The sequence below is a fragment of the Streptosporangium sp. CA-115845 genome (assembly GCF_050943795.1).
Lineage (GTDB): Bacteria > Actinomycetota > Actinomycetes > Streptosporangiales > Streptosporangiaceae > Streptosporangium.
In genome coordinates, this window is record NZ_CP191988.1 from 494,465 (window position 1) to 520,427 (window position 25,963).

Sequence of the window (25,963 nt, forward strand, 5' to 3'; positions counted from 1 at the left end):
CCGGGGGCGAGGGCGGCCAGGGCCGGTGTGTTCAGCGGTTGGTGGTGACGCCGTCCTCGGCGTCGGCGTCCTCCACCTCGGCGCGGGGGATGCCGAGCAGGTAGAGGATCGAGTCGAGGTAGGGCACGTTGACCGCGGTGTCCGCGGCGCGGCGGACCACCGGCTTGGCGTTGAACGCGATGCCGAGGCCGGCCGCCGCGATCATGTCCAGGTCGTTGGCGCCGTCGCCGATGGCGACGGTCTGGCTGATCGGGATGCCCGCCTCGCGGGCGAAGCGCTCCAGCGCCCGTGCCTTGCCAGGCCGGTCGACGATCTCCCCGACGACCCGCCCGGTGAGCACGCCGTCGACGACCTCCAGGGTGTTGGCCGCGGAGTAGTCGATCCCGAGGTCCTCCACGAGGGCATCGGTGAGCTGCGTGAACCCGCCGCTGACGATCGCGAACCGGTAGTCGAGCCGCTTGAGCGTCCGTACCAGCGTGCGGGCGCCGGGGGTCAGCACGAGCTCCTCGCGCACCTTCTCGAAGACCTCCGCGGAGAGGCCCTCCAGCAGTGCGACCCGGCGGCGCAGCGACTCGGCGAAGTCGAGCTCGCCGCGCATCGCCTCCTCGGTGACCCTGGCGACCTCCTCCAGGCAGCCGGCGTGCGCCGCCAGCAGCTCGATCACCTCGGCCTGGATGAGCGTCGAGTCGACGTCCATCACGATCAGCCGCTTGGCCCTGCGGTGCAGGCCGGTCCGCTGCACGGCGACGTCCACCTGCTGGGCGTGCGCCTCGACGGCCAGCTCGGCCCGCAGGGTGTCGGGGTCGGCGCCGGACAGGGAGAGCTCGATGCAGGTCACCGGATAGCTGGACAGGCGCTCGATCCGGTCGATATTGGCGCCGGCCGCGGCGATCCGCCCCGAGATGCCCGCCATGGCGGCGGGCTGCAGCGGCGCGCCGAGCACGGTGACGTTGAGCCGTCCCCTGCGCCGCTTCTCCTTCGGATCGGAGCCGGTGGACATCTCCACGTGCAGACCGAGATCCTCGGCGGTCCGCTCGACGGTGGTCCAGAGGGCACCAAGGGTGCCGCCGGTGCCGGTCGGTGTGTCGCCCGCGTAGGAGACGAGGACGCCGAGAGTGAGCCGGCCGCGGATGACGACCTGCTCCACGTCGGCGACGACGACGGGGAATCCGGCCAGAACAGAGAAGAGGCGTGAGGTCACGCCTGGGCGGTCCGGACCGGTCAACGTGATCAGAAGCGTGCGCTGGTTCATCGGGTCCTACGCTACTTGGCTCCGGTTTCGACCGTGAATGCGGTTCGCCATCCGGACACCTGGAGTTCACGGAACGTCAGTGACCAGGGGAATTCTGTTCCTTGCCCAGCTCAGCCGTCACCTCGGCCGAGGTCTGCCGCAGGGCCTCGGCGAGCGGGGAGTGGGTGCCCGCGGGAACCGAGGAGGTCGTGCCGACGATGGCCATCGCGGCCAGCAGAACCGGGCCGCGGAACACGGGGGAGGCGATACTGCGCACGCCGTTGACGGAGGGGGTGTTGGCCGAGATGTTGTCCTCGCGGATTTTCACGAGCTCCTGGCGCAGCTCGGGGGAGGCGGCCAGCTGCGCTTCGAGGCCGGGAACGTCCTCCGGGGGGAGGAAGGCGCAGAAGACCCGGCCCTGGGCGGACTCGGTCCGCGAGAGGCGGGAGCCCATCCGGACGCTGACCCTTATGGTGCGGTCGGTGTTGTCGTCGACGCGGACGACGACGGCGGTGTCACCGTCCCAGACGCTCAGCACGACGGTCTCGTCGATCTCCCTGACGAGCCGCTGCATGTACGGCCCGGCGATGCCGATCACGGGCATGCCGACGCGGGCGGCGGCGGAGAGAGTGAGGATCTGCGGCCCCAGGGAGTACAGCGCCTCGCGCTCGTCGTAGCGGAGCAGGTTGCTCTCGCGCAGGGCCTTGGTGTACCGGTGCGCGGTGGCCTTGCTGGTGCCCAGGCTGGCGGTGAGCTGGTTGAGCGTCAGGTGCGGGCGGCTCACCGTGAACGCGCTGAGGATCATCGCGGCCCGCTGGACGGTCTGGATCGCCGGGGTTCTGTTCTCGCCGGCGACACCTTTCAGGCTAGGCACTGGGTCGTCACCCATATTGGTTCCCTCGCGTTATGTATGGCAGCTCGGCGCCGAGAGTATATTTTGCATTGCGAGACAGCATCCTGCCATCCAGAACATTCAATGTCGATGACCCTGTCCCTCGACATCGCCGAGCGCGTGCCTGACGGCGATCCCGGCGTACAGGCGCGCGAAGCGCACCAGCGTCCGCGGATCGAAGACGTCCCGCCGGGGGTCGGCCGGGTCGGATCCGGCCGCCGGGCCGACCCTGGCGGTCGGGACCCCGTGGCCGCGCAGCACCACTCCGTCCGTCGAGCCCTTCCAGCCGGAGACGGCGGGCGGGGGTTCGCCGTGCTCGTCGTGCCAGGCGGCGATCGCGTGGCGGATCACCGGGGCGTCGGGTGAGGTCACCCCGGCGGGATGGACCAGCCGCGCGTCCACGCTCACCCGGCAGCCGTCCAGTGGCCCGCCGGGGATTCCGGCCCGCATCCTGGCGAGTACGGTCCGGGCGATCTCGTCGGGGTCGTCGCCGGGGACGGTGACCAGGTAGAGGTGGAGCTCCACGACGCCCGGCAGCAGGTCGGGCTTCTCCAGGAGCCCTCCCCGTACCGCGCCGATGCCGGCCTCGGCGGCGAGCTGGCGACCGGCGCCCGCCCTGGCCGCCACGTGCTCGGTGCGCCACGACTCCAGGATCGCGGTGGCGGTGCCAAGGTTGGCGAGGAGCCCGCCGCCCGCGTCCCTGGCCAGCACCGGCCGGTAGGGGCCGCCCAGCCGTACGCGCAGGAAGATCGCTCCAGGCTCCTCGTGCAGGACGCCGCGCGGGCCGCACTTGGCGACCACCGCGGCCGAGGGCAGCGGGTGCGACCGGAGATGCTCGTCGATGCCCGAAGGCCCGGCGGGGGCGAACGGTGACGAGTGCGTGCCGCCCGAGGCCAGGAGCAGGGAGAGGCGGTGTGGCAGGCCGTGGCGTCGCAGGGCCGTGGCCGCGGCCACGTATCCCGCCAGCGCCGCGGCGGCGGGTGCGCGGGCGACGCCGAGGCCGAAACCCGCCAGCAGGCCGGACGCCGGGTCCACGGAGAGCGGCGCGGGCTCCTCGTCGATCCCGGTGGCCCACCGGTCGTGTTCGACGTCACCGGACAGGGAGGTGTCCAGGTGGGAGTAGAGGAGCAGTTCGGGCCCCGAGCCGCCGGCGGTGGACGTCAGGTTCGCCCCCTCGTCCCCGACCGCCTGGATGTTCCAGGGCAGCTCGGGCCAGCGGCTCCGGGCCCACGCCGCCAGCCGGGTCGCGGTCGCGCGCTCCCGGCCCCGGGGGCTGGGGCCGGCGGCCATCACCCGGATCGCCTCGACGATCGGCCCGCTGGAGATCGCCGCGCCCGTGGCGTGTCGCAGCTGTCGCAGGGCATCGCTCTTCATGTTCACATGTTAACTCCATGCAAGACGCCATCTCGTATATTGACAATGCTTGCGGCCGAATCCTACTGTTCCCCCACGTTGCCGACGAGGGAGGACTGATGGTCTACGTCGTGACCGACGCGTGTGTGGACGTGCAGGACAGATCGTGTGTCGAGGAGTGCCCGGTCGACTGCATCTATGAGGGCGACCGGATGATGTACATCCATCCGGATGAGTGCGTCGACTGTGGCCGGTGCGAACCCGCCTGCCCGGTGATGTCGATCTTCCATCAGGAGGACCTTCCGGCGGAGGCGACCAGGTTCGCCGAGATCAACGCCGAGTTCTTCGCCGATCTGGGTTCTCCCGGCGGAGCCAGGAAGGTCGGCCGTACCGGCAGCGACCATCCCGCCGCGGTGCCTCCCGGCGGTGGGGCGTGACGGCGTACGACGTCGATCTGGTGATCGTCGGCGCGGGCCCCTCGGGGCTGTACGGCGCCTACTACGCGGGCTTTCGCGGCATGTCCGTCGCCGTGATCGACTCGCTGCCCGAGCCCGGCGGCCAGATCTCGGCGCTCTACCCGGAGAAGGACATCTTCGACATCGCGGGGTTTCCCGCGGTGAAGGGGCAGCGGCTGGTCGACGAGCTGGTGACGCAGGCGGCTCAGGCCGATCCGCTCTTCCTGCTCGGGGAGAGCGCCTGCGAACTGCTGCACGACGAGGAGGGCGTGGAGGTCGTCACCGACGCGGGTACCCGGGTGCGCGCCAAGGCCATGCTCCTCACCGGGGGCATCGGCACCTTCACCCCTCGGGAGCTGCCCGTGGGCGAGGAGTACCTGGGCCGGGGGTTGCGTTACTTCGTCCGCAGGCTGGACGAGGTGGCCGGCCACGACGTCGTGGTGGTCGGCGGCGGAGACTCCGCGGTGGACTGGGCGCTCGCCCTGGAACCGCTGGCGCGCTCGGTGACGCTCGTGCACCGCAGGCCCGTCTTCCGCGCGCATGAGCGCAGCGTGGCGACGCTGCACGCGTCGTCGGTGCGGGTGCTGACCCCGTACGAGGTCGCCGAGATCAGCGGCGACCCCCTTCTCGGTGAGGTCGTCGTCGAGAAGGTCAAGGAGGGCGACCGCGTCACGCTGCCGGCCCAGACCGTGGTGGCGGCACTCGGTTTCATAGCCGATCTCGGGCCTGTCCAGAAGTGGGGCCTTGAGCTGCGTAAACGGCACGTCCTCGTCGACCGGTCGATGAGGACGAACCTGCCCAGGGTGTTCGCCGCCGGGGACATCAGCGACTATGACGGCAAGGTCCGGCTGATCTCCGTCGGGTTCGGCGAGGCCGCCGCGGCGGTCAACAACCTGGCGCCGCTGGTGAATCCCGCCCTCGGTACCACGCCCGGCCATTCTTCCGATGCGGCCTGAGCTCGACAGTCGGTAGAGTCCGGTCCAACGGATGGTCTGTGCGGAGGAGTCGGCATGGCGGATCAGGCGCACCCCGGCGACGTCGACGTGGCCGACGAGGTGCCCGCCATCCAGACGGTGCGGCGCGCCGCGCTGATCCTGAGTGGTTTCACCATCGAGCGTCCCTGGCTGAGCCTCAATGAGATCACCACGCGCCTGGGGGTCAGCAAGCCCACCGCCCACCGGTACGCCAGGGCGTTGCGGGCGGCCAACCTGCTCCGCTACGACCCGCGTAGCGCGCTGTACTCGCTCGGTCCCCAGCTGCTCGGGCTGGAGGCCGCCGCGCGGGCCGGGCTGCCCATCGCCGCGGCCGCCGCCCCCCACCTCGAACTGCTCATGCGCGAGATCAACCAGACGGTCGTGCTCAGCGTCTGGAACGGTGAGTGCCCGGTGGTGGTCAGCTGCGTGGACAACACCCTCGGCGACATCCGGCTGAGCGTCCGTACCGGCTCGCAGCTCGACGTCACCCGCTCGGCCCAGGGCCGGATCTTCTGCGCCTACCTGCCCGCGGGAGAGGTACCCGGGCTCGCGCGGCGGCTGCGGGCCTCCGCGGAGCTGCGTGAACTCCTCAAGGAGGTCCGGCGGACCGGGCTCGCGATCAACTCTCCGGTGGACCACGGGGTGCGCGTGCTCGCGGCGCCGGTCTTCGAGGGTGACCAGGTGGTCGCCTCGATGGCGGTCCTCGGCACGGTGGCCTCCCTCGCGGGCGACCTGGAGACGCAGGCCGCCGCCGTGCTGCTGGGGGTGGCGCGCGACCTGTCGCGTGAGCTGGGCGGCACCACGCCCGTCTGAGCGCGGGCCAACGGGCTCGGAAGCGGAGATCACAGCGCGGCGGCGTGTCCCGTCGGCGTGCGTTCTCGCTGATCAGACATTCTTTCCGGAAATCGCAGGTGGTCTCCCGCAGTGCTCAAGCACGCCTGCAATGTGACGCAATGCGAGATGTGATTCCGCATCTTGACACGTGCCAAGCGTTCCTCGTACGTTCATGAAGCCCGGTTGACCTGGCACGGCGGTGGGGAACCCCGCCACTGGCGCGCCCGCCCGCCGATGCCCCGAGAAAAACCACCCCCCTGAACCCTCGCCGTCTCCCCCGGAGCGGCGGCGAGAGGAGTAGGAGCAAGCATGGGTACGCGACGCGCAGGGGCCGTCATGGCTTTCGCGACAGTCCTCCTCGCCACCGCCTGCGGCGGCTCGCTCTCCAGGGAGGAAGCGTGAACCTGATCGCCACGCCGCGTGGTCTGGCACGTCTCGACGGTGACCTCGACGGTGACGGCGCCGTCCTGCTGGACCTGCCCTTCGCCGATGTGGCGGAGCTGCTCGCGGCGGGTGAGGGCTTCGCCCCCGCGCACGCCGCGCGGGAGCGGGGCCGGATCGGGCCTGAGGAGCTCCTGGCCCCGCTGGGCAGCACCGGGGCCATCTGGGGTGTGGGGCTGAACTACCTGTCGAAGGCACGGCTGACCGGGCGGTCCGTCCCCTCGGAACCCATCCTCTTCCTCCGGTCGCCCTCGGCGGTGTCCGCGCCGGGAGCGGAGGTGACGCTGCCGCAGGACCGTTCCAGCCAGGTGGACTACGAGGGCGAGGTCGCCTTCGTGATCGGGTGGCCGATGCACCGCACCCCGCCCGGTGAGGTGTGGAGGCACATCGCCGGCATCACGGCGGCCAACGACATGACCGCGCGTGACGTCATGGTCGCCACCGCGACCCCCACCCTGGCCAAGAGCTTCCCCGGCTTCGGCGCGCTCGGTGCCTCGGTGCTCGAACTCTCGGCGGTCGACGACCCCGAGAAGATCACTGTCAGGACCGGCGTGAACGGAACGGTCCGGCAGGACTCCAGCACGGCGGAACTGATCTTCGCCGTGCCCGAGCTGATCTCCAGGATCTCCCACTTCGCCGCGCTACGACCCGGCGACGTCGTGCTGACCGGTACCCCGGCGGGCACGGGCCAGGACCGCGGGGTCTTCCTGCGTCCCGGTGACGAGGTGGAGGTGTCCGTCGCCGGCGTGCTGCCGCTGCGCACCCGGTACCGCTGAGTTCCCCCCTTCCCAGAGCCTTCGCAGTTCCCTGAGATGAGAGATATGAGATGACCGAGATTTCGTTCGACCTTGTTCTGTCCGGCGGCACCGTCTTCGACCCCGCGGCGGGCACGCACGCGGTCACCGACGTGGCCGTGACCGACGGCCGCGTCGCGCGCATCGCGCCCTCGCTCGCCGCGCAGGCCGGGGAGGTCGTCGACTGCGCGGGCAAGTGGGTCATGCCGGGCCTGGTCGAGGGGCACACCCATGTCTTCGCGAACGTCTCGAAGGTGGGGGCGCCGCCGGACGAGGCCCATCTGCGCCGGGGAGTGGTCGCCGCCGCCGACGCCGGTACGGTCGGCGCCTCGACCTTCGCCGCCTTCCGCGAATTCGTGGTCCGGCCCGCCGAGATGCGCCTGGTCAACTTCCTCAACGTCTCGGTGCTCGGGCTGATCGACTTCCGTTTCGGCGAGCTGCTCAACCCGGACACGCTGGTCGCCGAGGACGCGCTGGCCGTGGCGCGGGACAACCCGGACGTGGTCCGTGGCTTCAAGATCCGTCTCTCCGAGGACGTGGTCGGCTCGGCCTGGCGCTCGCTGCTCAAGAGCTCCCTCGCGTTGGCCGCCGACGCGGGTCTGCCCCTCATGGTCCACATCGGGGAGACCGAGGAGCCGCTGCCCGAGGTTCTGGGGATGCTCCGCCCGGGGGACATCGTCGCGCACTGCTACACCGGCAAGCCGCACGGCATCCTCGACGACGACAAGGTCATTCCCGCGGTGCTCGACGCGCGGGCTCGCGGGGTCCTCTTCGACAGCGCGCACGGCAAGAGCAACCTCAGCTTCGAGGTCGCCAGGAAGGCGATCGCCGAGGGCTTCCTGCCCGACCTGCTCACCTCCGACACCAGCGCCAGGAACTGGCGCGGGCCGGTCTTCGACCTGATCACCAGCGCCGCCAAGCTGCGGGCGCTCGGCATGACCATGGACGAGATCGTGCCGCGGATGACCATCGCCCCCGCCCGGCGGCTCGGCCTGGACACCGAGGGGTACGGCACCCTCGTCGAGGGCGGCCCCGCCCACGTCACGGTGCTGGAGGACACCGAGGAGACGACCCTGCCCGACGCGTCGGGCAACTCGATCGTGGCACCCAGGCTGGAACCGGCCCTCGTCCTGCACGGTGGGCAGCGGGTGGAGACGACGCCCTGGCGTGGCCTGGACACCGGCCGGTGACGCCGGTCGTCGAGGCGAGGCGGAGGCTGCGAACCGCGCTGGCCGGTGGGGGCCGGGTCGTCGGCACGTTCGTCAAGCTGCCCACCGTCGACTCCGTGGATCTCGCCCGGCAGGCCGGGTTCGACTTCGTCGTCGTCGACCTGGAGCACTCCTCGCTGTCGGCGGAGACGGTGATCTCCCTGGTGCGGCATGCCGCCGCGACGGGCATCCCGGCCCTGGTCCGGGTGCCGGTCGTGGATCCGCCGCTGATCAACAGGGTGCTGGAGGCGGGCGCGGCGGGAGTGCAGCTCTCGACGCTGACCGCCGCCGCCGAGAGCGCCGCCCTGGTCGCCGCGGCCCGCTACGCCCCCCACGGGCGGCGGAGCATCAGCCTCTCCCACCCGGCCGCGGGCTTCGGCGCCGTGGATCTGGCGGCGTACCTGGCGGCGGAGGCGGCGGAGCCGCCGCTGCTTGTCGGGCAGATCGAGACCGCCACCACCCGTGACCCGCTGCCGGAGCTGCTGGACGGCCTGGACGTGGCCTTCGTCGGTACCACCGACCTGGCCGTCAGCCTGGGCCTGCCCGGTGCGGAGGCGCTGCTCGCGCGGGTGGGGGAGATCGTCGACGCGGCTCGTTCCGCCGGGGTGGCGTCGGGCGGCTGGCTCGCCCGTGCGGACGCCGAACCGGCCGCCGAAAGCGGCCTCGGCGCCGCGCGCTACCTCATCGTCGGTTCGGACCTGCAACTCCTCGGTTCGGCCCTGCGCGAGGTGATGGACAAGTGGGATCAATGAAAGGAATGCCCGTGTTCAACCAGCGGCTGTACGCCACCGCCGTCAACTGGGACGACATCCCCGCGACCGAGATCCGGCCGGGTGTCCGGCGCAAGGTGTACTCCACTGACGAGACCATGCTCGCCTGGCACGAACTGGCCGTCGGCATGACGCTCAACCCGCACAAGCACGACGACTTCGATCAGCTCGTACTGATCCTGCAGGGCAGGTGCAACTACTACGTCGACGGCGTGCCGCACGAGATGTCCGCGGGTTCGATGATGCTGGTCCCCCGGGGGGCCGAGCACTACGTCGAGCCCACCGAGGGGCCGTGCGTCAACGTCGACGTGTTCAGTCCCCCGCGGGCGGACTTCGGTGACTCCGTCTGGCTGCCCGGGAGCTAGCATCCCGGGCGGCCCGGCGGCTACCGCCCGAAGTCGGCCTTCCTGATCAGGCAGTGCACCCCCTTGACCTGGTCGACGACCTGGCTGACCTCGAAGTCGGCCGCCGCGCTGAGGTAGGCGAGCGCCTTTGGGCGTTCCATGCCCTGGGTGAGTTCGAGGAACGTCACGGCTGCCCGTACGGCACGCCGCATGGCCTCGTTGAGGTCTGTGTGCAGGCCGACGGGGAGCCAGTGGGTCGAGGTCTCGGCGAACGGCTCACCGAGCGTGCCAAGGAGCGTGCCGGCCTCCTTGGCGGGGATCACCGACAGGCGCAGTGTGGCGCGCAGCGGTGCCTCAAGCGCGGTCAGGGCGACCTCGCCGTCGCCCTGGGCGTAGTGCGGGTCGCCCGCGTAGAACCCGGCACCCGGGACCTGTACCGGCAGGTAGAGGCTGGATCCGACCCGCAGCTCGTTGATGTCGAGGTTCCCGCCGAAGGAGCCGGGCGGCACCGAGTGGACCTGGTCGCCGGTGTCGACCGCCACCCCCATCAGGCCCAGGAACGGCGCGAGCGGGAAGCGCGCCGCCCGCCCCTCGCCGAACGGGATGACGCCGTGCAGGCGCCCGGCCTCCTCGACCACCTCGGTGAAGACGCAGACGCTGTTGTACTCCCGCGCGCCGTCCGCGAGCGGGCCGGTGTCGGCGGCGGTCTCGGGGAACTCCCCGGGGAGCGCGCCGTAGCCGTGCCTGCTGCTGATGAACCCGTACGGCGCCCGGATCAGCAGGCTGAGCACGTCCACCTTGAGCACGTCGCCGGGTTGGGCCCCGGCGACCGAGATCGGCCCCGTCACCACGTGCGGGCCGTCGTCGTCGTAGTCGTGGGCGACGTCGGAGGCGGCCAGGTCGCGTGCGTCGGTGAGCACCTGGTCGGCGCCGACGCCGAACCCGGCGAGGTAGGAGACCGGGTCACGACCCTGGTCCTCCAGGATTCCCTCGTGACTGAGAGTATCGACGGTGACGGTGTCACCGGACTCGACGCGGAGCACGTGCCGGTGGTCGCGATTGGGCAACAGGCCCCAGAGGCTGGTGTCCGGGCTGGTGGGGAGGTAGTGGGAACCATCGATGCGGCCGGTCTTCGGCTGGAGCATTGTCCCTCCACGGGGGATACGTCGCTGTCACCGGCTGAGAAAACTCGACAAGTGTTGCGTCGCCGTTAACGGGGAGTAACCGAAGATTTCGCTGCGAAGACTGGCACTTGACACCGAGATGGCGTGGTAGCAGCATCACATAGCGAGATGGCATCTCGAATTCTCGTTCAAAGTCCGTAGGAAGGCCAGGCGCCGCGATGACGCAGCTGACACAGGGATATCCGATCTCCTCCCTCGTGAAGGAGGATGGGGAGGCGTTGTCGTTCAAGGTGCACAGGTCCGCCTACCGGTCGGAAGAGGTCTTCCAGGCGGAGATCTCCCGGATCTGGGGGCACACCTGGCTCTACCTCGGCCACGAGACGGAGATCCCCAAGCCGGGTGACTTCAAGACGAGGACTCTCGGCGGGCGTCCGCTGATCTTCTGCCGCGACTCCTCCGGCGAGGTCCAGGTCTTCCTCAACGCCTGCACCCACCGGGGCACCGTGCTCTGCCGCCACAGCGAGGGCAACACGAAGTTCTTCCAGTGCTTCTACCACGCATGGGTGTTCAGCAACTCGGGTGACCTCTCGGCGCTGCCCGGCGACGACGCGTACGTCGACGTGCCGGAGTTCCGCGAGGCGATGAAGCTGCGCTCGGTGCCCAGGATCCAGAGCCACGAGGGCTTCGTGTTCATCGCCTTTGACCCGGACGTGCCCGACCTGATGACCCACCTCGGCGAGGCCGCCCACTACATGTCGCTGACCGCGAAGATCGGTCCCGCGGGCATGGAGACCGTGCCCGGGGTGCAGTTGTACTCGGTCAAGGGCAACTGGAAGCTCGCGGTCGAGAACGCGATGGACGGCTACCACTTCGCGCCCACCCACAACACCTTCGTGGGCTACCTGCGCGAGACCGGCTTCGCCGTCACCGACGACGACCAGTACGCCTACGACCTCGGCGGCGGCCACGGACTGCTCATCCTGACCGGCCACAACGGGCGGATCGGCATGGTCTGGGAGCCGAGGTTCGGTGAGGCGGAGAAGGAGCGGACGGCTCTCAAGCGCCAGGAGATGGAGGACCGGCTCGGTCCCGAACTGGCCAAGGAGGTCGCCGACGCCAGCCGTATCCTCTTCGTCTTCCCCAACCTGCTCCTGTTCGACCTGGAGGCGCTGACCATCCGCCAGATCGATCCGGTCTCCGCCGGCCAGACCAGCGTGCGGGCCTGGCAGTTCGTCGAGGTGGACGAGCCCGCCGAGGTGCGGGCGCTGCGGATCAAGACGATGGTCAGCTTCGTCGGTCCCGGCGGCCTCGCGACGCCGGACGACATCGAGGCGTACGAGGCGGTGCAGCGCGGGATCGAGGCGACCGCGAACGCGGCGGACCCCGGCTTCGACTGGAGTGACATGTCGCGCGGCATGGCCAACGAGAAAAAGGGCAACCAGGGCCGTTCCATCGACGAGGGCGCGATGCGCAGCTTCTGGCGCCACTGGGCCACCGTCGTGGGCCAGGACTGAGCGGGCCGGGACCGAGTCGATGGACGGTAAGAAGAGTAAGGAGAGCGCCGTGGGCGGCAGGACCATCACCCGGCACGAGGTGGAGGACTTTCTCTACCGCGAGGCGTCGCTGCTCGACGAGTGGCGCCTCGACGAGTGGTTCGCCCTCTTCGAGGAGGGCGGACGGCTTGAGGTCGCCACCACCGACTGGAAGGGCTGGGACAGCTCGGAGGCCGGCTCCTTCATGTGTGACGACTACGATCTCATCAAGGCCAGGGTGAAGCGGCTCAAGAGCCGTAAGGCGCACGCGGAGAACCCGCACTCCAGGACCCATCGGATGATCTCCAACGTGCTCATCCTGGAACAGGGCGACAAGACGGTCTGGGTGAGTGCCAACTTCATCGTCCACCGCTACCGCGACGGCGGGACCTACAGCTACGTGGGCCGCTACGAGCATGTCCTGCTGATCGAGGACGAGGGGCTCCGCTTCAGGCTCCGCAGGTCGATTCCCACCATGGAGGCCATGGACGCGGGCGCACGGCTGAGCTTCATCCTCTGATGATCAGGCACATGCTGGTCTTCCGCTTCAAGGAGGACGTGCCGGCCGAGACGGTGGCGGCGGTCCTGGCGGAGTTGGAGACGTTCCCGAGCAGGTATCCGGCCATGCGCGACTGGGCCTGCGGCCCCAACGTCAGCACGCGCGACACGAGCATGACGCACGGCTTCGTCGTCGGGTTCGACTCCGAGCAGGAGTTGCTGGACTACCTGCACAGCTCCTCGCACGAGGAGTTCGTGCGGCTGCGCTGGCGGCCGGTGATCGAGCGGCAGGCCATCGTCAGCCTGCACTGCTGATCCCGCGCCGACCGGCACCACACGACGAGCACGCCACGAAGAACCAAGAAGGAATGAGGAAGGCACCATGACAGCTGACGCCCGTCCCCGGGCACCGTACGGGATGGAGTACGCCCGGATCGCGGTGCCGGATATGGCAGCGACCATTGAGTTCCTCCGGTATCACGTGGGTCTCCAGCTCGAACAGCACGACGACGAGTACGCCTACCTGCGCGCCGACATCGAGCACCACTGTGTGGAACTGCTCCACGAGCCCGGCAGGGAGACGTCGCACACGGTCGCGATCGGCTTCAGCGTGGAGTCCGACGAGGTCCTCGACGACCTGAGGGAGAGGGTGCTCGCGGCGGGGCTGGAGGTGCTGCCCCTGCAGGACAGGATGAAGGGCCTGTGCCAGCGCGGCTTCGGCGTGAGCGACCCGAACGGGCTGATCGTGGAGCTGTTCACCGAGTTCCAGGAGTACGCCGAGGCGCCCGTCATCGAGCTGCGCCCGCTCGACCTCGTGCACCCCTTCATCGCCACCGACAAGTACGACGAGTCCCTGGCCTTCTACACCGGGGTGCTCGGCTTCATGGCCTCCGACTACGTCGGGGACGGCACCGTGTTCCTGCGGGCCGAGGACCGTTACCACCACAGCCTGGCCCTGCAGCGCAACAACGAGTACTACGTCGCGCACCTGTGCTTCATGATGAAGAGCCTCGACCACGTCATGCGCGGCAGGGCACGCGCCCTGTACAAGGGGGTGCCGATCGCGTCCGACATGGTCAACCACTCCGCGTCGACCTCGATCGCCTTCTACATGTTCGAACCCAAGCACGGGCCCAGGTACGAGCTGTGCGACGGCCACCGGGTCTTCACCCCCGAGGAGCACGAGACGCACCGGCCGCGCAGGATGGCCGTCGACCCGCGCAACATCGACGTCTGGCGCGCCGCCGCCGACGACTGGGGCCGTTTCTGAGCGGTGTCCCCGAACCGGGAAGGCGAGCAGCCCCGGCCCGCGACGGGCCGGGGCTGCTCGCCTTCCCGGTGGGTGTGTTAGCGCACGATCCCGGTCTTGACCTTCTTCATGAAGAACCAGTTCTTGTTGCCCAGGCGCTCGAGCTCGTCCCGGGAGAGGTTCTCGGCGCCGGTCGGGACGTCGTAGCTGTCGACGCCCAGGATGGCCTCGGCGGTCCGTCCCGACTTCTTGCCGAGTTTCACCGTGATCGCGATGGTCTCGTAGTCGTCGATCTCAAGGACGGAGGGAGACCAACACCAGAATCCGTCTTCGTAGGTGTCGCATGTCGTGCCCTCGGGCCCGTAGATCACGGTGATCTTGGAGTGCTTGGGCAGCAGGCCGCCCATGTAGAAGGCGTCGGCCGGGTAGGGGCCCTTGTTGGTGGCCCTGATCTTGTAAGTGATCTTTGAGCCGGCCTTGGCCTTCTTCGGCGCGGAGACGCTGACAGTGAAGGAGGAGAACGGTTTGGCTGCGGCCTTGACCGCCGCCGGCACCTGCGCGGGAGCCGCCGAGGCGGGGGTGGCGAGCAGCATGCCGCCGGCCAGCGGGGCGACCAGAGCAAGGGCGACGATCTTGGAGATCGGGTGGCGCATCAAACGTCTCCCAGCTGAAGGGTTAAGGGGACGCCTGGGACGCCCCGTAAAGTTCCAGCGTTTTATCACATATATAGATGTGGGGAGAAATCATATTTCGCTATGTGATTTAGGTGGAACATCTGGCGCGGCGCCGTATCGGGTGGAGGTGCCGGGCGGGGCGGAGCCACACCGACCGGCACGCCTCGTGCGATCCGGGCCCGGAGCGACCTGAGGCTCGAAAGGGCCGGGACTTCGCGCCGTGCGGAGGCCTGGGCCTCGTGAGGAACCCGAGCCGGGGAAGGCCGGGTTTCGAAAATTCCCCAAAGGCGTCCTAAGAGGACTTTAGGGGATAAAACCGGCTGAGGCTGTTTTCCGCGCGTGCCGCGTCGTCGACGTACGGGGCGTCACGATCGTCGCTGTTCCGGCGATCGGGTGGCACGCGCGGAACGCGCGGCTAGCGGAGCACCCGGGTCTTCACCCGCACATACTTGACGTCGCTGCCGATGTCGATGCCGTGAATGTCGAAGGTGCCGAGCCCGCCCGCGGGGACGTCGATCGAGGCCGAGCCGAAATCGGCGGTCGCGGTGCCCCTGGCGCTGTTCTTCAACCAGACCCTGACCTTGATGGTGGCCGTCTTTCCGGGGTTCAGGGTGTCGAGCAGGCAGCCCACCTCGCGGCCGGAGATCTCGCAGTACGACCCGGCGGGCTTGCGGATGACGCGGACCTTGGAGACCTGCGAGGGAAGGGAACCGCCGATGTAGGCGATGTCGGTGTACCACTTGCCGACGTTCTTGGTCGTGAGCGTGTAGACGTACGAGTCACCCGCCCAGGCCCTGCGCGGGTAGGTGACGGTCAGCTTCAGCGGCGCGAGCGGCTGGTCGGCGTGGACCGTCCCCTGCGGGGCGGTGATCCGGGGAGCCGCGGCGTTCGCGGTTCCAGGGGTGAGCAGCATGCCTCCCGCCAGGGCGATGGCGGCGAAGGCGGTCAGGTGCCGGCGCATTTCTTTACTCCAGTCGGAATTCGGTGATCCCCCGTTGGTTACTGCGATCAGCATGCGGGAGCCCACTTGGAGATTCCTTGTGACTGACTGGCCGGCCGAACGGTGAGCGGCTGGACGACGCGTCGGGTGCCCGCCTCCCTCACCTGACCCGGCGGGCGGCGATCCTCCTTCTCATGGTCCTTGATGGGACGGCCGATCAGGAACCGTTGAGCAATTCGGTCAGCACCGGATTGTCGATGTCCGCGCCGAGCAGTCGAGCGGACGTGAGCGCCTGCCGAGCTCGCCGCGCAGCAGGTGAGCCCGAGCCATCATCGACAACGACCATGCCTCCTGCCGGCGGTCGGCGCAGCCACCGGCCCGCCGGACCGACTCCCCGAGGTGCTCGAAGGCGGCCGGGTAGTCGCCGAGGTCGGAGGCGTTCATGCCACGGACACCGAGAACCGCGGCGAACTCCTCGTCGGTCTCGGCCATCGCCAGAGCAGCTCGGCCAGCCGCTTACGGCTGGGTGGCCGCTCCGCCGGCAGCACGTATCCGAGGAGGGCCCACGCCTTTCGGCCCCGCGGCTGACGGACCGGACGGCCGTCCCGCTCGATGGCCGGCGTCCCCAGCAACCGGATCGTCAACATGAGCGCACCTCCTCGGTTTTGACCGTGGTACCGGCCGCCGCACGGGCGTCCGTCCACCGGGCCTGAGTCAGCCGGCCGGCGTGCCCGCGGCCGGGGCCTTCACGTCCGCGGTCGTCAGCGGCAGTCCGCCGATGCCCCGGCTACCGCTCTTGACGTCCTCGACGACGACCCAGGTCACGGAGCGCATGTTCTCGCCCTCGATGACGACCAACGCCTCGGTGAGCGTCTTCACGATCTCGGACTTCTGGGCGTCGGTGAAGACCCCTTCGATGACCTTCACATTGATGAGTGGCATTGGTCCCCTCCGTTCGTATGGTGTGCCGGCGCGTCCGGCGTGTCCATGCCCCGAACCATCCGGTACGTGAGTGTGAGCGAGCGTGTGACCGATCAGCGCGGTCAGGCGGTGTCCGGGCCGCACCCGCTCCCTCGCACGCCGCCGCAGGGTTCGCCCACCGGTACCGAGCCCGCCGAACGGTGGCTCCGAGCTCTCGTCGGACCGGGGCTAGAGTCGTTCCGTGAGCTCCGAGAGTGAGGACCGGGACGCCGTGCTGCACGCGGTGAGCTCGGCCGTCCTCGCGGTGACCAGGCATCTGTCGGTCCGGGAGGTGCTCGGCGTCATCGTGCGGTCGGCGGGGCGGCTGCTGGACGCCCGCTACGCCGCGCTGGGCGTGCCCGACGACCAGGGGGCATTCGCCGAGTTCGTCGCCGAGGGCATCTCCGAGGAGGAGTGGGACGCGATCGGGCCCATGCCCCGCCAGCACGGCATGCTCGGCGCCCTGCTGCGCGATGGCGTGCCGGTCAGGCTTTCCGACATCCGCAGGGACTCCCGGTTCGAATACTGGCCCCGCGCCCATCCGGTGCTCAAGGACTTCCTCGGGGTGCCGATCCTCGACGGGGACGAGGTGCTCGGCATCATCTTCCTGTCCAACAAGCGGTCCCCGGGCGGCTTCACCGAGGCCGACCAGCGGCTGCTCACCATGTTCGCCGCGCACGCCGCGCTCGCCCTCACCAACGCCCGCCTGTACGAGCGGAGCCGAGAGCTCACCCTGGTGGAGGAGCGCACCCGGATGGCCAGGGAACTGCACGACGCGGTGACCCAGAAGCTGTTCTCGCTGCGCCTCACCGCGCGGGCCGCGGCGTCGCTGGTCGCCGGCGACCCCGTACGGGCGGTGCGGGAGCTCGACCGGGTGGAACGGCTGGCGGGCGAGGCGCTGGCCGAACTGCGGGCGGTGATCGTCGAGCTCCGGCCGGCCGAGCTCGACCGGCACGGCCTGGCCGAGACGCTCCGCAAGCACGTCCGCCTGCTCGACCGGCTCCACCCGGCCTCGTTCTCGTTCGAGGAGGCTCCGGTGTGCGACCTCGAACCCGAGATCGAGGCGGCCGTGCTGCGGGTGGCCCAGGAGGCGCTGCACAACGCCTCCAGGCATTCGAAGGCGCGTGCCGTCGGCGTACGGCTGGGTTGCGAGGGCGGGCGCGTGTTTCTGGAGGTGAGCGACGACGGGACGGGATTCGAGGTGACCGCCGCCGTGGGACGAGGGCTGGGCATCGCCTCGATGGGCGATCGGGCGGAGGCCGTCGGCGGCAGCGTGCGGGTGAGGTCGGAGCCCGGGGGCGGCACGCTCGTCCGGATGGAGGTGCCGGCGTGATCCGCGTCCTGATCGCCGACGACCACCCGGTCGTCCGGCAGGGGCTGCGTACCTTCCTGGACCTCCAGGAAGACCTCGACGTGGTCGGCGAGGCCGCCGACGGCGCCGAGGCGGTCGCCCTGGTGGAGACCCTCGCCCCGGACGTGCTGCTGCTCGACCTGAAGATGCCGGTCCTCGACGGGCTCGGCGCGCTGCTCCTGCTGGGGGAGCGGGGACTGTCGCCGCGGGCGCTCGTGCTGACCTCGGTCAGTGACCGGGAGGACGTGGCCCCGGCGATGCGGGCGGGCGCGGCGGGCTTCCTGTACAAGGACGTCGAACCGGCGGCGCTCGTGCACGCGATCCGGGCGGTGCACGGCGGCCAGGTGCTGCTCGCTCCGGAGGCCGCGGAGGCGATGCTCTCCCTCTCCGGATCCGTTCCGGCCACGCCGGAGGACAGGCGGGTGGCACCGTTGACCGAACGGGAGCGCGAGGTGCTCGCGCTGATCGCGTCGGGCCGTTCCAACAGGGAGATCGCCAGACAGCTCACCGTGACGGAGAAGACCGTGAAGACCCACGTCTCCAACGTGCTGATGAAGCTGGGCGTGCAGGACAGGACCCAGGCCGCCCTCTACGCGGTGCGGAACGGCCTGGCCTGACCGGCGTGCGAGGTCAGGTGTCCTTCTTCTCCTCACGCCGTCCCGGCGGTGGGGGCGGCGGCGGGGGAGGCGGTGGCGGTGGCGGGGTGTAATTCCCGCCCCCACCGCGCTTGGGTTTGGACGATGTGGGATGGACGATCTTGGTTTTCACCGTCTTGAGGTAGTACCAGTGGGGGAAGTTCAGCCGCCTCCACTCGTCGCGGTTGAGGTCCGCGCCTCCGGTCGGGACGTTCCAGGTGTCGGCGCCGAGCTTGGCGACCGCGGTGCCCCTGGTCCGCTTGTTGAGCTTGACCCAGATGCGCACCGTCTCCGACTCGCCCTTGCCGATGATCCAGGGCGTCACACACCAGAAGCCGTCGGTGTAGAAGTCGCAGTCGGTGCCTTTCGGGCCCTTGTAGTAGACGGTGTCGTTGATGCCTTTTGGCAGGAGGGTCCCGCCCACGTAGAAGTAGTCGGCCTTCTGTGGTCCCCGATTGGTGATTTTGATCGTATACATGAACTCTTGGCCGCTTCTGACCCGTTTTGGGGCCTTCACTGAGACCTTGAAAGCGGACCAGGGCCTGTCCAGACTCGCCGCTGACGGGGCCACGGCCGAGACGTCCGTCCGGGTCGCCGACAGGACCTCGGAGGAAGCCGGGGACTGTGTGTTCGCGGCGGCGGCCGAGGCGCTGGGGACGATCGCGAGCGGAGTGATGAGGCTGAGACCTAGGAGCGTGCCGAAGCTTCGGCGCATGGGCGTCTCCGCGCGAGCTAGGGGCGACCGTAGTCACCATTTGTTTCGAAGATTATGACTTAAGAATGATGTGTCGGAAGCGTGAGTGATCTACCTGAAAATTAGTTATTTGCGTATCTTTGGTGACTCGGGGATGGCGGCGGTTCACAGGCTGGACAACGGGGAGGCTCAGGTGCCGGATACGAGTCCGCTGCGCAGGGAGGACCCGGAGTCACTGGGCGACTACCGGCTGCTCGGCCGCCTCGGCGAGGGGGCGCAGGGGGTGGTCTACGCGGGCCGGGGGTCCGACGGGGTGATGGTGGCGATCAAGCTGCTCCACCCCAGGCTGAGCGACACCGGCATGGACGGCGCCCGGTTCCTCCGTGAGGTCTCCGCCGCCCGCCGGGTGGCGCCGTTCTGCACCGCCCAGGTGCTGGGCGCCCACATGGACGGTGACCGCCCCTACATCGTGAGCGAGCTGGTGGAGGGGATCTCCCTGCAGCGGGTCGTGCAGGCCGAGGGACCCCGCGGCGGCAACGTGCTCCACCGGCTCGCGGTCGGTACCGTGACCGCGCTGGCCGCCATCCACCGGGCGGGCATCGTGCACCGCGATTTCAAGCCCAGCAACGTGCTGCTCGGTCCCGACGGACCTCGCGTGATCGACTTCGGCATCGCCAGGGCCCTCGACTCGGCGATGACCGTGACGAGCGGAGTGGTCGGCACCCCCGCCTACATGTCGCCGGAACAGGTCTCCGGGCACCGGGTCGAGCCCTCCTCCGACATGTTCAGCTGGGCGTTGACGATGGTGTTCGCCGCGACCGGGCGGCCCGCGTTCGGCCAGGACAGTGTGCCCGCGGTCATCTACCGGGTGATGAACGAGGCCCCCGACCTGTCCGAGCTTCCCGACACCCTGCGGCCGATCGTCACCTCGTGCCTCAGCAAGCGGGCCGAGGAACGGCCCGACGCCTCCGAGGTGCTGTTCGCGCTTCTGGACACCCAGTCAGAGGAGGCAGCCGCTCCCGTGCCTCCGCCCGCCGCCTCGACCGTGCCCCCGCCGCCCGCTCCCGAGACGTTGTGGGTGCGGCCGTCAGGGGCGGACCCGGGGGAGCCCGGCGCGGCCCCCGGCCACGCTCCGGGTGGCAGGGCGGGCACCTCCCCAGCCGCTCCTCCGCCCGCGGCTGTCCCCTTCACCTCCCCCGCGGGCCCCGCGCACTACCCGGGCAACCTGACGCCCGTCGGCCGGCAGGCCGCGCCCTCGCGGGGGGCGTACCCTCCGCCACCGCCGCGGCACCCGGACCTCTTCGGTGACCCGGGACCCGGCGCGCCCGGCGAGCACGGGACGCGGCGCAGACGGGCCGCCCTCGTTACCGGGGTGCTCGCGGGAGCCCTGGCCCTGGCCACCGCCGTGCTGGTGGCGGTGCCGAACATGCGGAACGACACCACGGCGAGCTCCCCGGCTCCCGACGACGGTACGCGGCCGTCGTCCTCGATTCCCGCCACGCGGCCCCCCATGGCCGCCTCGCAGGCTGTCACGCAGGCCCCGACACCTGCCGCGCAGGCCCCGACCCCGGCCCCCACGGCGAGCCTCACGACGGCGCCGACCTCCGAGCCGTCCGAGCCGCTCGCCATGCCGCCCACCGCGGTGCTCTTCGACGGTCAGGACGGCAAGGCGCTCAAGGGGCACAGCAGGGCCGTACAGTCCCTCGCCAAGGTCGAGATCAAGGGCAGGCCCACGGTGGTCTCGGGCAGCCAGGACGGTTCGCTCGGGATCTGGGACCCCGCCGAGCACAAGAGGCTCCACCGGCTCCGCGGCCACCGGGGCGAGGTCTACGCGGTCGCCACCGTCACCTTCGGCGGCACGCCGTACGCGGTGACCGGCGGCTACGACCACTCCGTCCGCCTGTGGAACCTGAAGACCCGCAAGAGCAGGGTTCTCGGCCACCACCCCATCGCGGTCTTCTCCGCCGCGTCGGGCATCGTGAACGGTTCACCGGTCGCCGTCACCGGGGACGGCGACGGCACGCTCCACTTCTGGAACCTGAAGAGCCGCAGGCTGCTCAGAGTCGTCTCCGCGCACCGCGACGACGTCAACTGGCTCGCCTTCGGCAAGATCGGAAAGCGCTCCGTCGTCGTGTCCGCCAGTGCCGACAAGACGCTGAAGATCTGGGACCTCGTCACCAGGAAGCGGTACGGCAAGGTCTACCGGGGGCACGGCGGGCGGGTCTTCTCGGTGGCCTTCGGCAAGCTGGGCGACCGCACCGTGGTCGCCTCGGGCGGCAAGGACAAGAAGATCAGGATCTGGGACCCGAAGACCTCCAAGACCATCGGCAAGCCGCTCAAAGGCCACGGAGGCAACGTCTACTCCCTGGCGTTCGGCACGGTGGACGGGCGCACCGTGCTGGTGTCGGGCAGCACGGACGGGACCGTCCGGCTCTGGGACCCGGCCGAGGGCGAACCCCTTGGCAAGGCGATCAAGGCACACAAGGGCGGGGTCTACTCGGTCACCGTCATCACCGTCGGCGACCGTATGGTGGCCGTCTCGGCGGGCAAGGACCGCACCGTCAAGCTCTGGAAGCTGACCTCCGGCCGGTGACCCGTCCCGCGACAGGCCCTCAGACCGGGCCCTCAGACCAGCTCGGTGATGGCGTGGTGGGCGACCACGCGGGCCCGGCGCACCGCGCGGTCGAGCTCACGCAGGGCCTCGGCGCGCACGGCGAGCTGGCCCGAGGTGAGCCCCCGCTCGTCGGCGACGCGGAGCACCGCGGTGAGCCGGGCGGCCAGGGCGGCGACCCGATGGGCGCGGGCGGGATAGCCGGGGGCCAGGCCGTCATCGGTGATCTTCAGTTGCCGGTGGCCCTGGGCCGGACCCTGCACGCCGAGCAGGGCGTCGGTGGCCACCCGCATCGCGCGGGTCAGCTCGTGCTCCGCGTCGGGGAGAGAGGGCAGGTCGGGTGCCGTGGCTCGGGCCTCCAGCACGCTCCAGCGAACCCCGGCGTACGATGACCCGCGGTGGTCCTTTACCGGGACCAGGCCAAGGCATCTGTCACCGAGCACGGCTGTCGCCGCCTGTCCGGCCTCGATGGCCGCGGAGTTGAAGGGGGGCGGTCCGGTGAGCCCGAGCGGGTCGCCCGGGACGGGCAGGGCCAGTCGCAGCGACTTCATACCCCCGATCCGCAGGTCGGCGAGGAACCCGCGGAGGGGAAGGTCGCCGCTTTCCGCGGCGACGACTTGGGGGCCGGCCTGTCGTTCCACGCGGTCGGCGGCCTCGTCGAGGCCGACCTGTCCGGCGAGCCAGGCGTTGCCCCAGCAGACCAGGGTGGCCGAGATCGGTGAATCAGGGTGCACCGATCCACGATATGCGCTCACCCTGCAATAGGTTTTGTTCCAGCGATTCACAAGGAGGCGTAAGGGATGGGCGGTCAGGTGCTTCGGCTACAGGACGTCACCGTCCGCAGGGACGGGGCGGCCCTGCTGCGGGAGATCGACTGGACCGTTCACGAGGACGAGCGGTGGGTCGTCATCGGCCCCAACGGCGCGGGGAAGACGACGTTGCTGCAGGTGGTCGGGGCGATGCTGTTCCCCACCGAGGGCATCGTGGAGATTCTGGGCGAGCGGCTCGGCCAGAGCGACGTCTTCGAACTGCGGCCCCGCATCGGGCTCGCGAGCGCCTCACTGGCGGAGAAGGTGCCGCCGGAGGAGAAGGTCATCGACCTGGTGCTCACGGCCTCGTACGCCATCCTCGGCCGCTGGACGGAGGAGTACGACTCGCACGACGTCACGCGCGCCGTCGAGCTGATCGACCAGTTCGGATGCGCCCACCTGATCCGGCGCCGGTTCAACACGTTGTCCGAGGGAGAGCGTAAGCGGGTCCAGATCGCCCGCGCGCTCATGCCGAACCCGGAGCTGCTGCTGCTGGACGAGCCCGCCGCCGGCCTGGACCTGGGCGGGCGCGAGGACCTGGTCCGCCGCCTGTCGACGCTCGCGCATGATCCGAAGGCGCCGACCATGGTGCTGGTCACCCACCACGTGGAGGAGGTGCCCAGCGGGTTCACCCACGCGCTGTTGCTCCGGCACGGCTCCGTGGTGGCCCAGGGGCCGATCGAGCAGGTGATGACGGCGGAGAACCTGTCGCACACCTTCAGCGTCCCGCTCAGCCTGGATCAGGGGAGGGACGGCCGGTGGTACGCGCGGGCGCACCAACTCTGAGCTCGTTTCGGCTGTCCAAAAGCCGATAAAGCATACCCCTGCTGTGAGACGGCGGCCGGGCTCCTCCTAGCATCCGGTAAGTGCCGTGCACCTTGTCATGGGCGCGAGCCTCACCAGCGAAGGGGAGTTCATGACACCGTGGGAGGCGGCCGCGATCTTTGTGGCCGGTATCGGAGCCGGAGGCATCAACGCCGTTGTCGGCTCCGGGTCTCTGATCACGTTTCCGACCATGGTCGCGCTGGGGATGCCGCCGGTCGTCGCCAACGTCTGCAACAGCGTCGGCCTGGTCCCGGGCTCGCTGACCGGAGCGCTCGGCTACCGGGCGGAGTTGAAGGGGCAGCGCCAGCGGCTGATCCGGCTGGGAATTCCGACGATCATCAGCGCGGTGATCGGCGGGGTGCTCCTGCTCTATCTCCCCGCGGAGACGTTCAATGTCGTGGTGCCCGTCCTGATCGGTGTGGCGTGCGTGCTGGTGATCGCCCAGCCGAGACTCAACAGGTGGCTGAGCGCCCGGCGGGAGCACGCCCAGCCGCACGGCGGCCCCTGGCTCTGGATCGGGGTCTTCGCCTGCGGCATCTACGGCGGCTACTTCGGCGCCGCGCAGGGCGTGCTGCTCATCGGGCTGCTCGGCAGCTTCCTCGACGACGGCCTGCAGCGGATCAACGCGGCCAAGAACGTGCTCTCGCTGCTGATCAACATGTCCGCCGCGGCGCTGTTCATCCTGATCGCGGAGATCGACTGGCTGGCGGTGCTGATGGTGGCGCTGGGCGCCGCGATCGGCGGTTTCCTCGGTGCGAAGATCGGCAGGAGGCTGCCCGCTCCGGTATTGCGCTGGTTCGTCGTCTGTATTGGTGTGGTGGCGATAGTCAAACTGGTGTACGGGTGAACCTGCCTACTAGTGGGTACCAATTAGGTATGAAAGGTGACAAGGTCGAGGTTGTCATCGACGCAGGAGACAGTTCCCGTACCTACGAGGTCAGCGCCACCAGAGCGGGACGCCGCGTTGAGGTGGCCAACGCACGCGGCGGCGTCGTCGAGGTGAGCGAGGTCACCCGGAGCGGAACGGCCGTGCGCACCGCCCGGTTCATGTCCAGCCGGATCCTCGCCCTGGTGGAACACCCCGCCGACAGCAAGCCCGCATAACCCCGGACAGGCCCGAACAGCTCAGGGACGGTGGCGGGCCGGTTCGTGTCGCGCCCGGGTGGGGCGGTCCGTCATGCCTGGGCGGGACGGACCTGGAGCACGCCGTCGCGGCGGACCCGGGTCTCGAAGGACGGCTGGGGGGCCGTGGCCGGGCCGTGTACGACGGCACCGTCGGAGAGTCTGAAGGTGCTTCCGTGCCACGGGCAGACCACGCAGGCGGTGCCCTCCTCCGAGATCAGGCGCCCCTGGTGGAGTGGCCCTGCCAGGTGGGCGCACTGGTCGGCGAGAACCGTGACGGTGCCCCCGACTCGGAGCACGAACAGGTCGATGTAGCCGAGCCGTCGCGTCACCGGACGTCCGTCGGGCAGATCGCCGATCTCGCACAGGTCGTGCCAGCCCAGCGGGACCAGGTGGGCGACGGACTCGGCGTGGTTGGACCCGGCCGCCTGCCGGTAGGCGAGGTAGCCGCCGAGGTAGCCGCCCACGCTCGCGGCGCCCAGCCCGACGAACGACAGCAGCCGCCCGGTCCGGTCGCGCCCGGTCAACCGGAACGCCAGCGATCCGGCGTAGAGCCCCAGGGAGGTCAGGTTGGCGATCGCGTGCACGAACCCCACCCGCTGCTGCTCGCGGTGGAGCGCGGACCAGTCGACGATGCCCGCGGCCACCGCCGGGGTGGCGGTGGCGAGTCCACTCGCGACCAGCAGTTGCGACGCGCGTGGATCCGAGCGGGTCACGTCGAGCACCGCGGTCGCCGCCCAGAGGCCCAGGCTGAGGTTGGCGAGCGGTGGATGGAGTGGTTTGCCGAGCGGTACCCCGTGCAGCAGGTCACGGAGCAGGCCGGGGCCGATCCGTCGGCGTACCGCCTTGGCGAGTATGCGGATCGGCCGATCGGCCCTGGGGGACCGCTCGATCCGCTCGGTGAACTCGACCCCGGGCACCAGGCGCTTAAAAGTTCGGCGCCCTGTTTTGACGGTTTCCTTCACTATCGCCCCCTTCTCGACCCATAGGGACCTACCCGGGAACGGTGTTATGCACGCGCCAAATGTCCTCGGCTGACGGAGAGAGCGATGATCTCGGTGGCGTAGGCGCCCAGCGTCGCCGACCCCTCCTCGATGATTTTCACCTTCTCCAGCACCTGTTCCGCCGTCACCTTGTAGAGCGACCAGGTGCCGCCCTCGTTGTGGTGGTTGGCCATGATGGGCGCGATCCGGTCGAGGGCCTTGGCGAACTTGGCCTCGGGAGTCCTGCGCTCCTCGAACTCGTCCCAGAGGTCGCGCAACCGCGCGGCCTGGTCATCCGGGAGCAGCCCGAAGATCCGGTCGGCGGCCTTGCGCTCGATGCCCAACTGGGCCTCGACCGCGGAGGCGTCGTAGATGAAGGTGTCTCCCGCGTCGATCTCGACGATGTCGTGGACGAGCAGCATCGCGACGACCCTGTCGAGGTCGGTGCCCGGTGGTGCGTGTTCGGCCAAGACCATCGCCAGCATGCCCACGTACCAGGAATGCTCGGCGTCGTTCTCCCGCCGCGACCCGTCCATGAGGGTGTTGCGGCGGACGACGCGTCTGAGCTTGTCGATCTCCATGGCGAAGGTGAGCTGAGCGTGTAGACGGTCCTGTGCTAAAGGGGTGGTCACGCGCGCAAGCCTAATGCGCGTCGATCCC

At 69.8% G+C, this 25,963-nt stretch carries 29 protein-coding genes; 17 read left to right on the forward strand and 12 right to left on the reverse strand.

Translation table 11 applies throughout. The annotated features are described in order from the left end of the window. Positions 1-31: 31 nt before the first annotated feature. The 3 genes from serB to ACQP0P_RS04350 form a co-directional block, all read right to left on the reverse strand. Positions 32-1,252: a phosphoserine phosphatase SerB gene (serB, locus tag ACQP0P_RS04340; protein WP_433371165.1), complete on the reverse strand. Its 1,221-nt coding sequence runs from the start codon at positions 1,250-1,252 to the stop codon at positions 32-34. 76 nt (positions 1,253-1,328) lie between these two features. After that, positions 1,329-2,105 (reverse strand): IclR family transcriptional regulator, encoded by a 777-nt coding sequence (locus ACQP0P_RS04345; protein ID WP_433371168.1) that lies wholly within the window; start codon positions 2,103-2,105, stop codon positions 1,329-1,331. Positions 2,106-2,204: 99 nt separating this feature from the next. Then, the gene (locus ACQP0P_RS04350) at positions 2,205-3,497 is read right to left on the reverse strand and encodes a hypothetical protein (RefSeq protein WP_433371171.1); all 1,293 of its coding nucleotides are present in this window, start codon (positions 3,495-3,497) and stop codon (positions 2,205-2,207) included. 98 nt (positions 3,498-3,595) lie between these two features. Here ACQP0P_RS04350 and fdxA point away from each other — a divergent pair, with 98 nt between their 5' ends. The 7 genes from fdxA to ACQP0P_RS04385 all read left to right on the forward strand — a co-directional run bounded on the left by fdxA (position 3,596) and on the right by ACQP0P_RS04385 (position 9,317). Next, a complete protein-coding gene (fdxA, locus tag ACQP0P_RS04355; RefSeq protein WP_350930253.1) occupies positions 3,596-3,913 on the forward strand; it encodes a ferredoxin in 318 nt (105 codons plus the stop codon). Then, the gene (locus tag ACQP0P_RS04360; RefSeq protein WP_433371174.1) at positions 3,910-4,887 is read left to right on the forward strand and encodes an NAD(P)/FAD-dependent oxidoreductase; all 978 of its coding nucleotides are present in this window, start codon (positions 3,910-3,912) and stop codon (positions 4,885-4,887) included. Before fdxA ends, ACQP0P_RS04360 begins: the two co-directional genes overlap by 4 nt. Before the next feature lie 54 nt (positions 4,888-4,941). Beyond that, the gene (locus ACQP0P_RS04365) at positions 4,942-5,718 is read left to right on the forward strand and encodes an IclR family transcriptional regulator (protein WP_433371177.1); all 777 of its coding nucleotides are present in this window, start codon (positions 4,942-4,944) and stop codon (positions 5,716-5,718) included. A gap of 419 nt (positions 5,719-6,137) precedes the next feature. Next, complete coding sequence (locus ACQP0P_RS04370) at positions 6,138-6,956, forward strand: fumarylacetoacetate hydrolase family protein (protein WP_433371180.1); 819 nt, start codon at positions 6,138-6,140, stop codon at positions 6,954-6,956. 50 nt (positions 6,957-7,006) lie between these two features. Next, on the forward strand, positions 7,007-8,164 hold the full coding sequence (locus ACQP0P_RS04375) for a hypothetical protein (RefSeq protein WP_433371182.1): 1,158 nt from the start codon (positions 7,007-7,009) through the stop codon (positions 8,162-8,164). After that, positions 8,161-8,934, forward strand: a complete 774-nt coding sequence (locus tag ACQP0P_RS04380) for an HpcH/HpaI aldolase family protein (RefSeq protein ID WP_433371185.1) — start codon at positions 8,161-8,163, stop codon at positions 8,932-8,934. Before ACQP0P_RS04375 ends, ACQP0P_RS04380 begins: the two co-directional genes overlap by 4 nt. Positions 8,935-8,945: 11 nt before the next feature. After that, the gene (locus tag ACQP0P_RS04385) at positions 8,946-9,317 is read left to right on the forward strand and encodes a cupin domain-containing protein (RefSeq protein ID WP_343961829.1); all 372 of its coding nucleotides are present in this window, start codon (positions 8,946-8,948) and stop codon (positions 9,315-9,317) included. A gap of 20 nt (positions 9,318-9,337) precedes the next feature. Here the strand turns inward: ACQP0P_RS04385 and ACQP0P_RS04390 are convergent, their stop codons facing one another. Then, on the reverse strand, positions 9,338-10,441 hold the full coding sequence (locus ACQP0P_RS04390; protein ID WP_433371188.1) for an acetamidase/formamidase family protein: 1,104 nt from the start codon (positions 10,439-10,441) through the stop codon (positions 9,338-9,340). A gap of 197 nt (positions 10,442-10,638) precedes the next feature. Between ACQP0P_RS04390 and ACQP0P_RS04395 the strand changes: the two genes are divergently transcribed. The 4 genes from ACQP0P_RS04395 (at position 10,639) to ACQP0P_RS04410 (ending at position 13,720) form a co-directional block, all read left to right on the forward strand. After that, a complete protein-coding gene (locus ACQP0P_RS04395) occupies positions 10,639-11,934 on the forward strand; it encodes an aromatic ring-hydroxylating oxygenase subunit alpha (RefSeq protein WP_433371191.1) in 1,296 nt (431 codons plus the stop codon). A gap of 19 nt (positions 11,935-11,953) precedes the next feature. Continuing rightward, on the forward strand, positions 11,954-12,472 hold the full coding sequence (locus ACQP0P_RS04400; protein ID WP_355550608.1) for an aromatic-ring-hydroxylating dioxygenase subunit beta: 519 nt from the start codon (positions 11,954-11,956) through the stop codon (positions 12,470-12,472). Next, positions 12,472-12,765: a Dabb family protein gene (locus ACQP0P_RS04405; protein WP_433371193.1), complete on the forward strand. Its 294-nt coding sequence runs from the start codon at positions 12,472-12,474 to the stop codon at positions 12,763-12,765. The genes ACQP0P_RS04400 and ACQP0P_RS04405 overlap by 1 nt, the downstream gene beginning before the upstream one ends. Before the next feature lie 67 nt (positions 12,766-12,832). After that, positions 12,833-13,720, forward strand: a complete 888-nt coding sequence (locus ACQP0P_RS04410) for a VOC family protein (RefSeq protein WP_433371196.1) — start codon at positions 12,833-12,835, stop codon at positions 13,718-13,720. A gap of 77 nt (positions 13,721-13,797) precedes the next feature. Here ACQP0P_RS04410 and ACQP0P_RS04415 read toward each other — a convergent pair whose 3' ends face one another. The 4 genes from ACQP0P_RS04415 to ACQP0P_RS04430 form a co-directional block, all read right to left on the reverse strand. Beyond that, positions 13,798-14,352 carry a hypothetical protein gene (locus ACQP0P_RS04415; protein ID WP_433371199.1) on the reverse strand — a complete coding sequence of 185 codons (555 nt, stop codon included), beginning with the start codon at positions 14,350-14,352 and terminating at the stop codon, positions 13,798-13,800. Positions 14,353-14,788: 436 nt separating this feature from the next. Continuing rightward, complete coding sequence (locus ACQP0P_RS04420) at positions 14,789-15,334, reverse strand: hypothetical protein (protein ID WP_433371202.1); 546 nt, start codon at positions 15,332-15,334, stop codon at positions 14,789-14,791. A gap of 219 nt (positions 15,335-15,553) precedes the next feature. Continuing rightward, the gene (locus tag ACQP0P_RS04425; protein ID WP_433371205.1) at positions 15,554-15,805 is read right to left on the reverse strand and encodes a hypothetical protein; all 252 of its coding nucleotides are present in this window, start codon (positions 15,803-15,805) and stop codon (positions 15,554-15,556) included. Between the two features lie 222 nt (positions 15,806-16,027). Then, positions 16,028-16,255, reverse strand: coding sequence for a tautomerase family protein (locus ACQP0P_RS04430; RefSeq protein ID WP_433371208.1), 228 nt, complete (start codon positions 16,253-16,255; stop codon positions 16,028-16,030). Between the two features lie 220 nt (positions 16,256-16,475). On the opposite strand from ACQP0P_RS04430, the gene ACQP0P_RS04435 reads away from it, so the two are divergent. Both ACQP0P_RS04435 and ACQP0P_RS04440 read left to right on the forward strand, forming a co-directional pair. Continuing rightward, on the forward strand, positions 16,476-17,606 hold the full coding sequence (locus ACQP0P_RS04435; protein WP_433371211.1) for a GAF domain-containing sensor histidine kinase: 1,131 nt from the start codon (positions 16,476-16,478) through the stop codon (positions 17,604-17,606). After that, positions 17,603-18,241, forward strand: coding sequence for a response regulator (locus tag ACQP0P_RS04440; protein WP_433371213.1), 639 nt, complete (start codon positions 17,603-17,605; stop codon positions 18,239-18,241). Before ACQP0P_RS04435 ends, ACQP0P_RS04440 begins: the two co-directional genes overlap by 4 nt. A gap of 13 nt (positions 18,242-18,254) precedes the next feature. Here ACQP0P_RS04440 and ACQP0P_RS04445 read toward each other — a convergent pair whose 3' ends face one another. Further along, the gene (locus tag ACQP0P_RS04445) at positions 18,255-18,737 is read right to left on the reverse strand and encodes a hypothetical protein (RefSeq protein WP_433371216.1); all 483 of its coding nucleotides are present in this window, start codon (positions 18,735-18,737) and stop codon (positions 18,255-18,257) included. Positions 18,738-19,146: 409 nt separating this feature from the next. Between ACQP0P_RS04445 and ACQP0P_RS04450 the strand changes: the two genes are divergently transcribed. After that, on the forward strand, positions 19,147-21,546 hold the full coding sequence (locus tag ACQP0P_RS04450) for a protein kinase domain-containing protein (RefSeq protein ID WP_433371219.1): 2,400 nt from the start codon (positions 19,147-19,149) through the stop codon (positions 21,544-21,546). Positions 21,547-21,578: 32 nt separating this feature from the next. Here the strand turns inward: ACQP0P_RS04450 and ACQP0P_RS04455 are convergent, their stop codons facing one another. Further along, positions 21,579-22,298 carry a hypothetical protein gene (locus ACQP0P_RS04455; protein WP_433371222.1) on the reverse strand — a complete coding sequence of 240 codons (720 nt, stop codon included), beginning with the start codon at positions 22,296-22,298 and terminating at the stop codon, positions 21,579-21,581. Between the two features lie 66 nt (positions 22,299-22,364). On the opposite strand from ACQP0P_RS04455, the gene ACQP0P_RS04460 reads away from it, so the two are divergent. From ACQP0P_RS04460 to ACQP0P_RS04470, 3 genes are all read left to right on the forward strand, one after another. Further along, positions 22,365-23,159 (forward strand): ABC transporter ATP-binding protein, encoded by a 795-nt coding sequence (locus ACQP0P_RS04460; protein WP_433371225.1) that lies wholly within the window; start codon positions 22,365-22,367, stop codon positions 23,157-23,159. A gap of 130 nt (positions 23,160-23,289) precedes the next feature. Next, on the forward strand, positions 23,290-24,045 hold the full coding sequence (locus tag ACQP0P_RS04465; RefSeq protein WP_433381681.1) for a sulfite exporter TauE/SafE family protein: 756 nt from the start codon (positions 23,290-23,292) through the stop codon (positions 24,043-24,045). Positions 24,046-24,074: 29 nt separating this feature from the next. Continuing rightward, positions 24,075-24,302: a hypothetical protein gene (locus ACQP0P_RS04470; RefSeq protein WP_433371228.1), complete on the forward strand. Its 228-nt coding sequence runs from the start codon at positions 24,075-24,077 to the stop codon at positions 24,300-24,302. A 71-nt stretch (positions 24,303-24,373) separates the two neighbouring features. On the opposite strand, the gene ACQP0P_RS04475 is transcribed toward ACQP0P_RS04470, so the two are convergent. Together ACQP0P_RS04475 and ACQP0P_RS04480 are read right to left on the reverse strand one after the other, a co-directional pair. Further along, positions 24,374-25,240 (reverse strand): Rieske 2Fe-2S domain-containing protein, encoded by an 867-nt coding sequence (locus ACQP0P_RS04475; protein WP_433371230.1) that lies wholly within the window; start codon positions 25,238-25,240, stop codon positions 24,374-24,376. A gap of 89 nt (positions 25,241-25,329) precedes the next feature. Next, on the reverse strand, positions 25,330-25,884 hold the full coding sequence (locus tag ACQP0P_RS04480) for an HD domain-containing protein (RefSeq protein ID WP_433381684.1): 555 nt from the start codon (positions 25,882-25,884) through the stop codon (positions 25,330-25,332). Positions 25,885-25,963 lie beyond the last annotated feature (79 nt).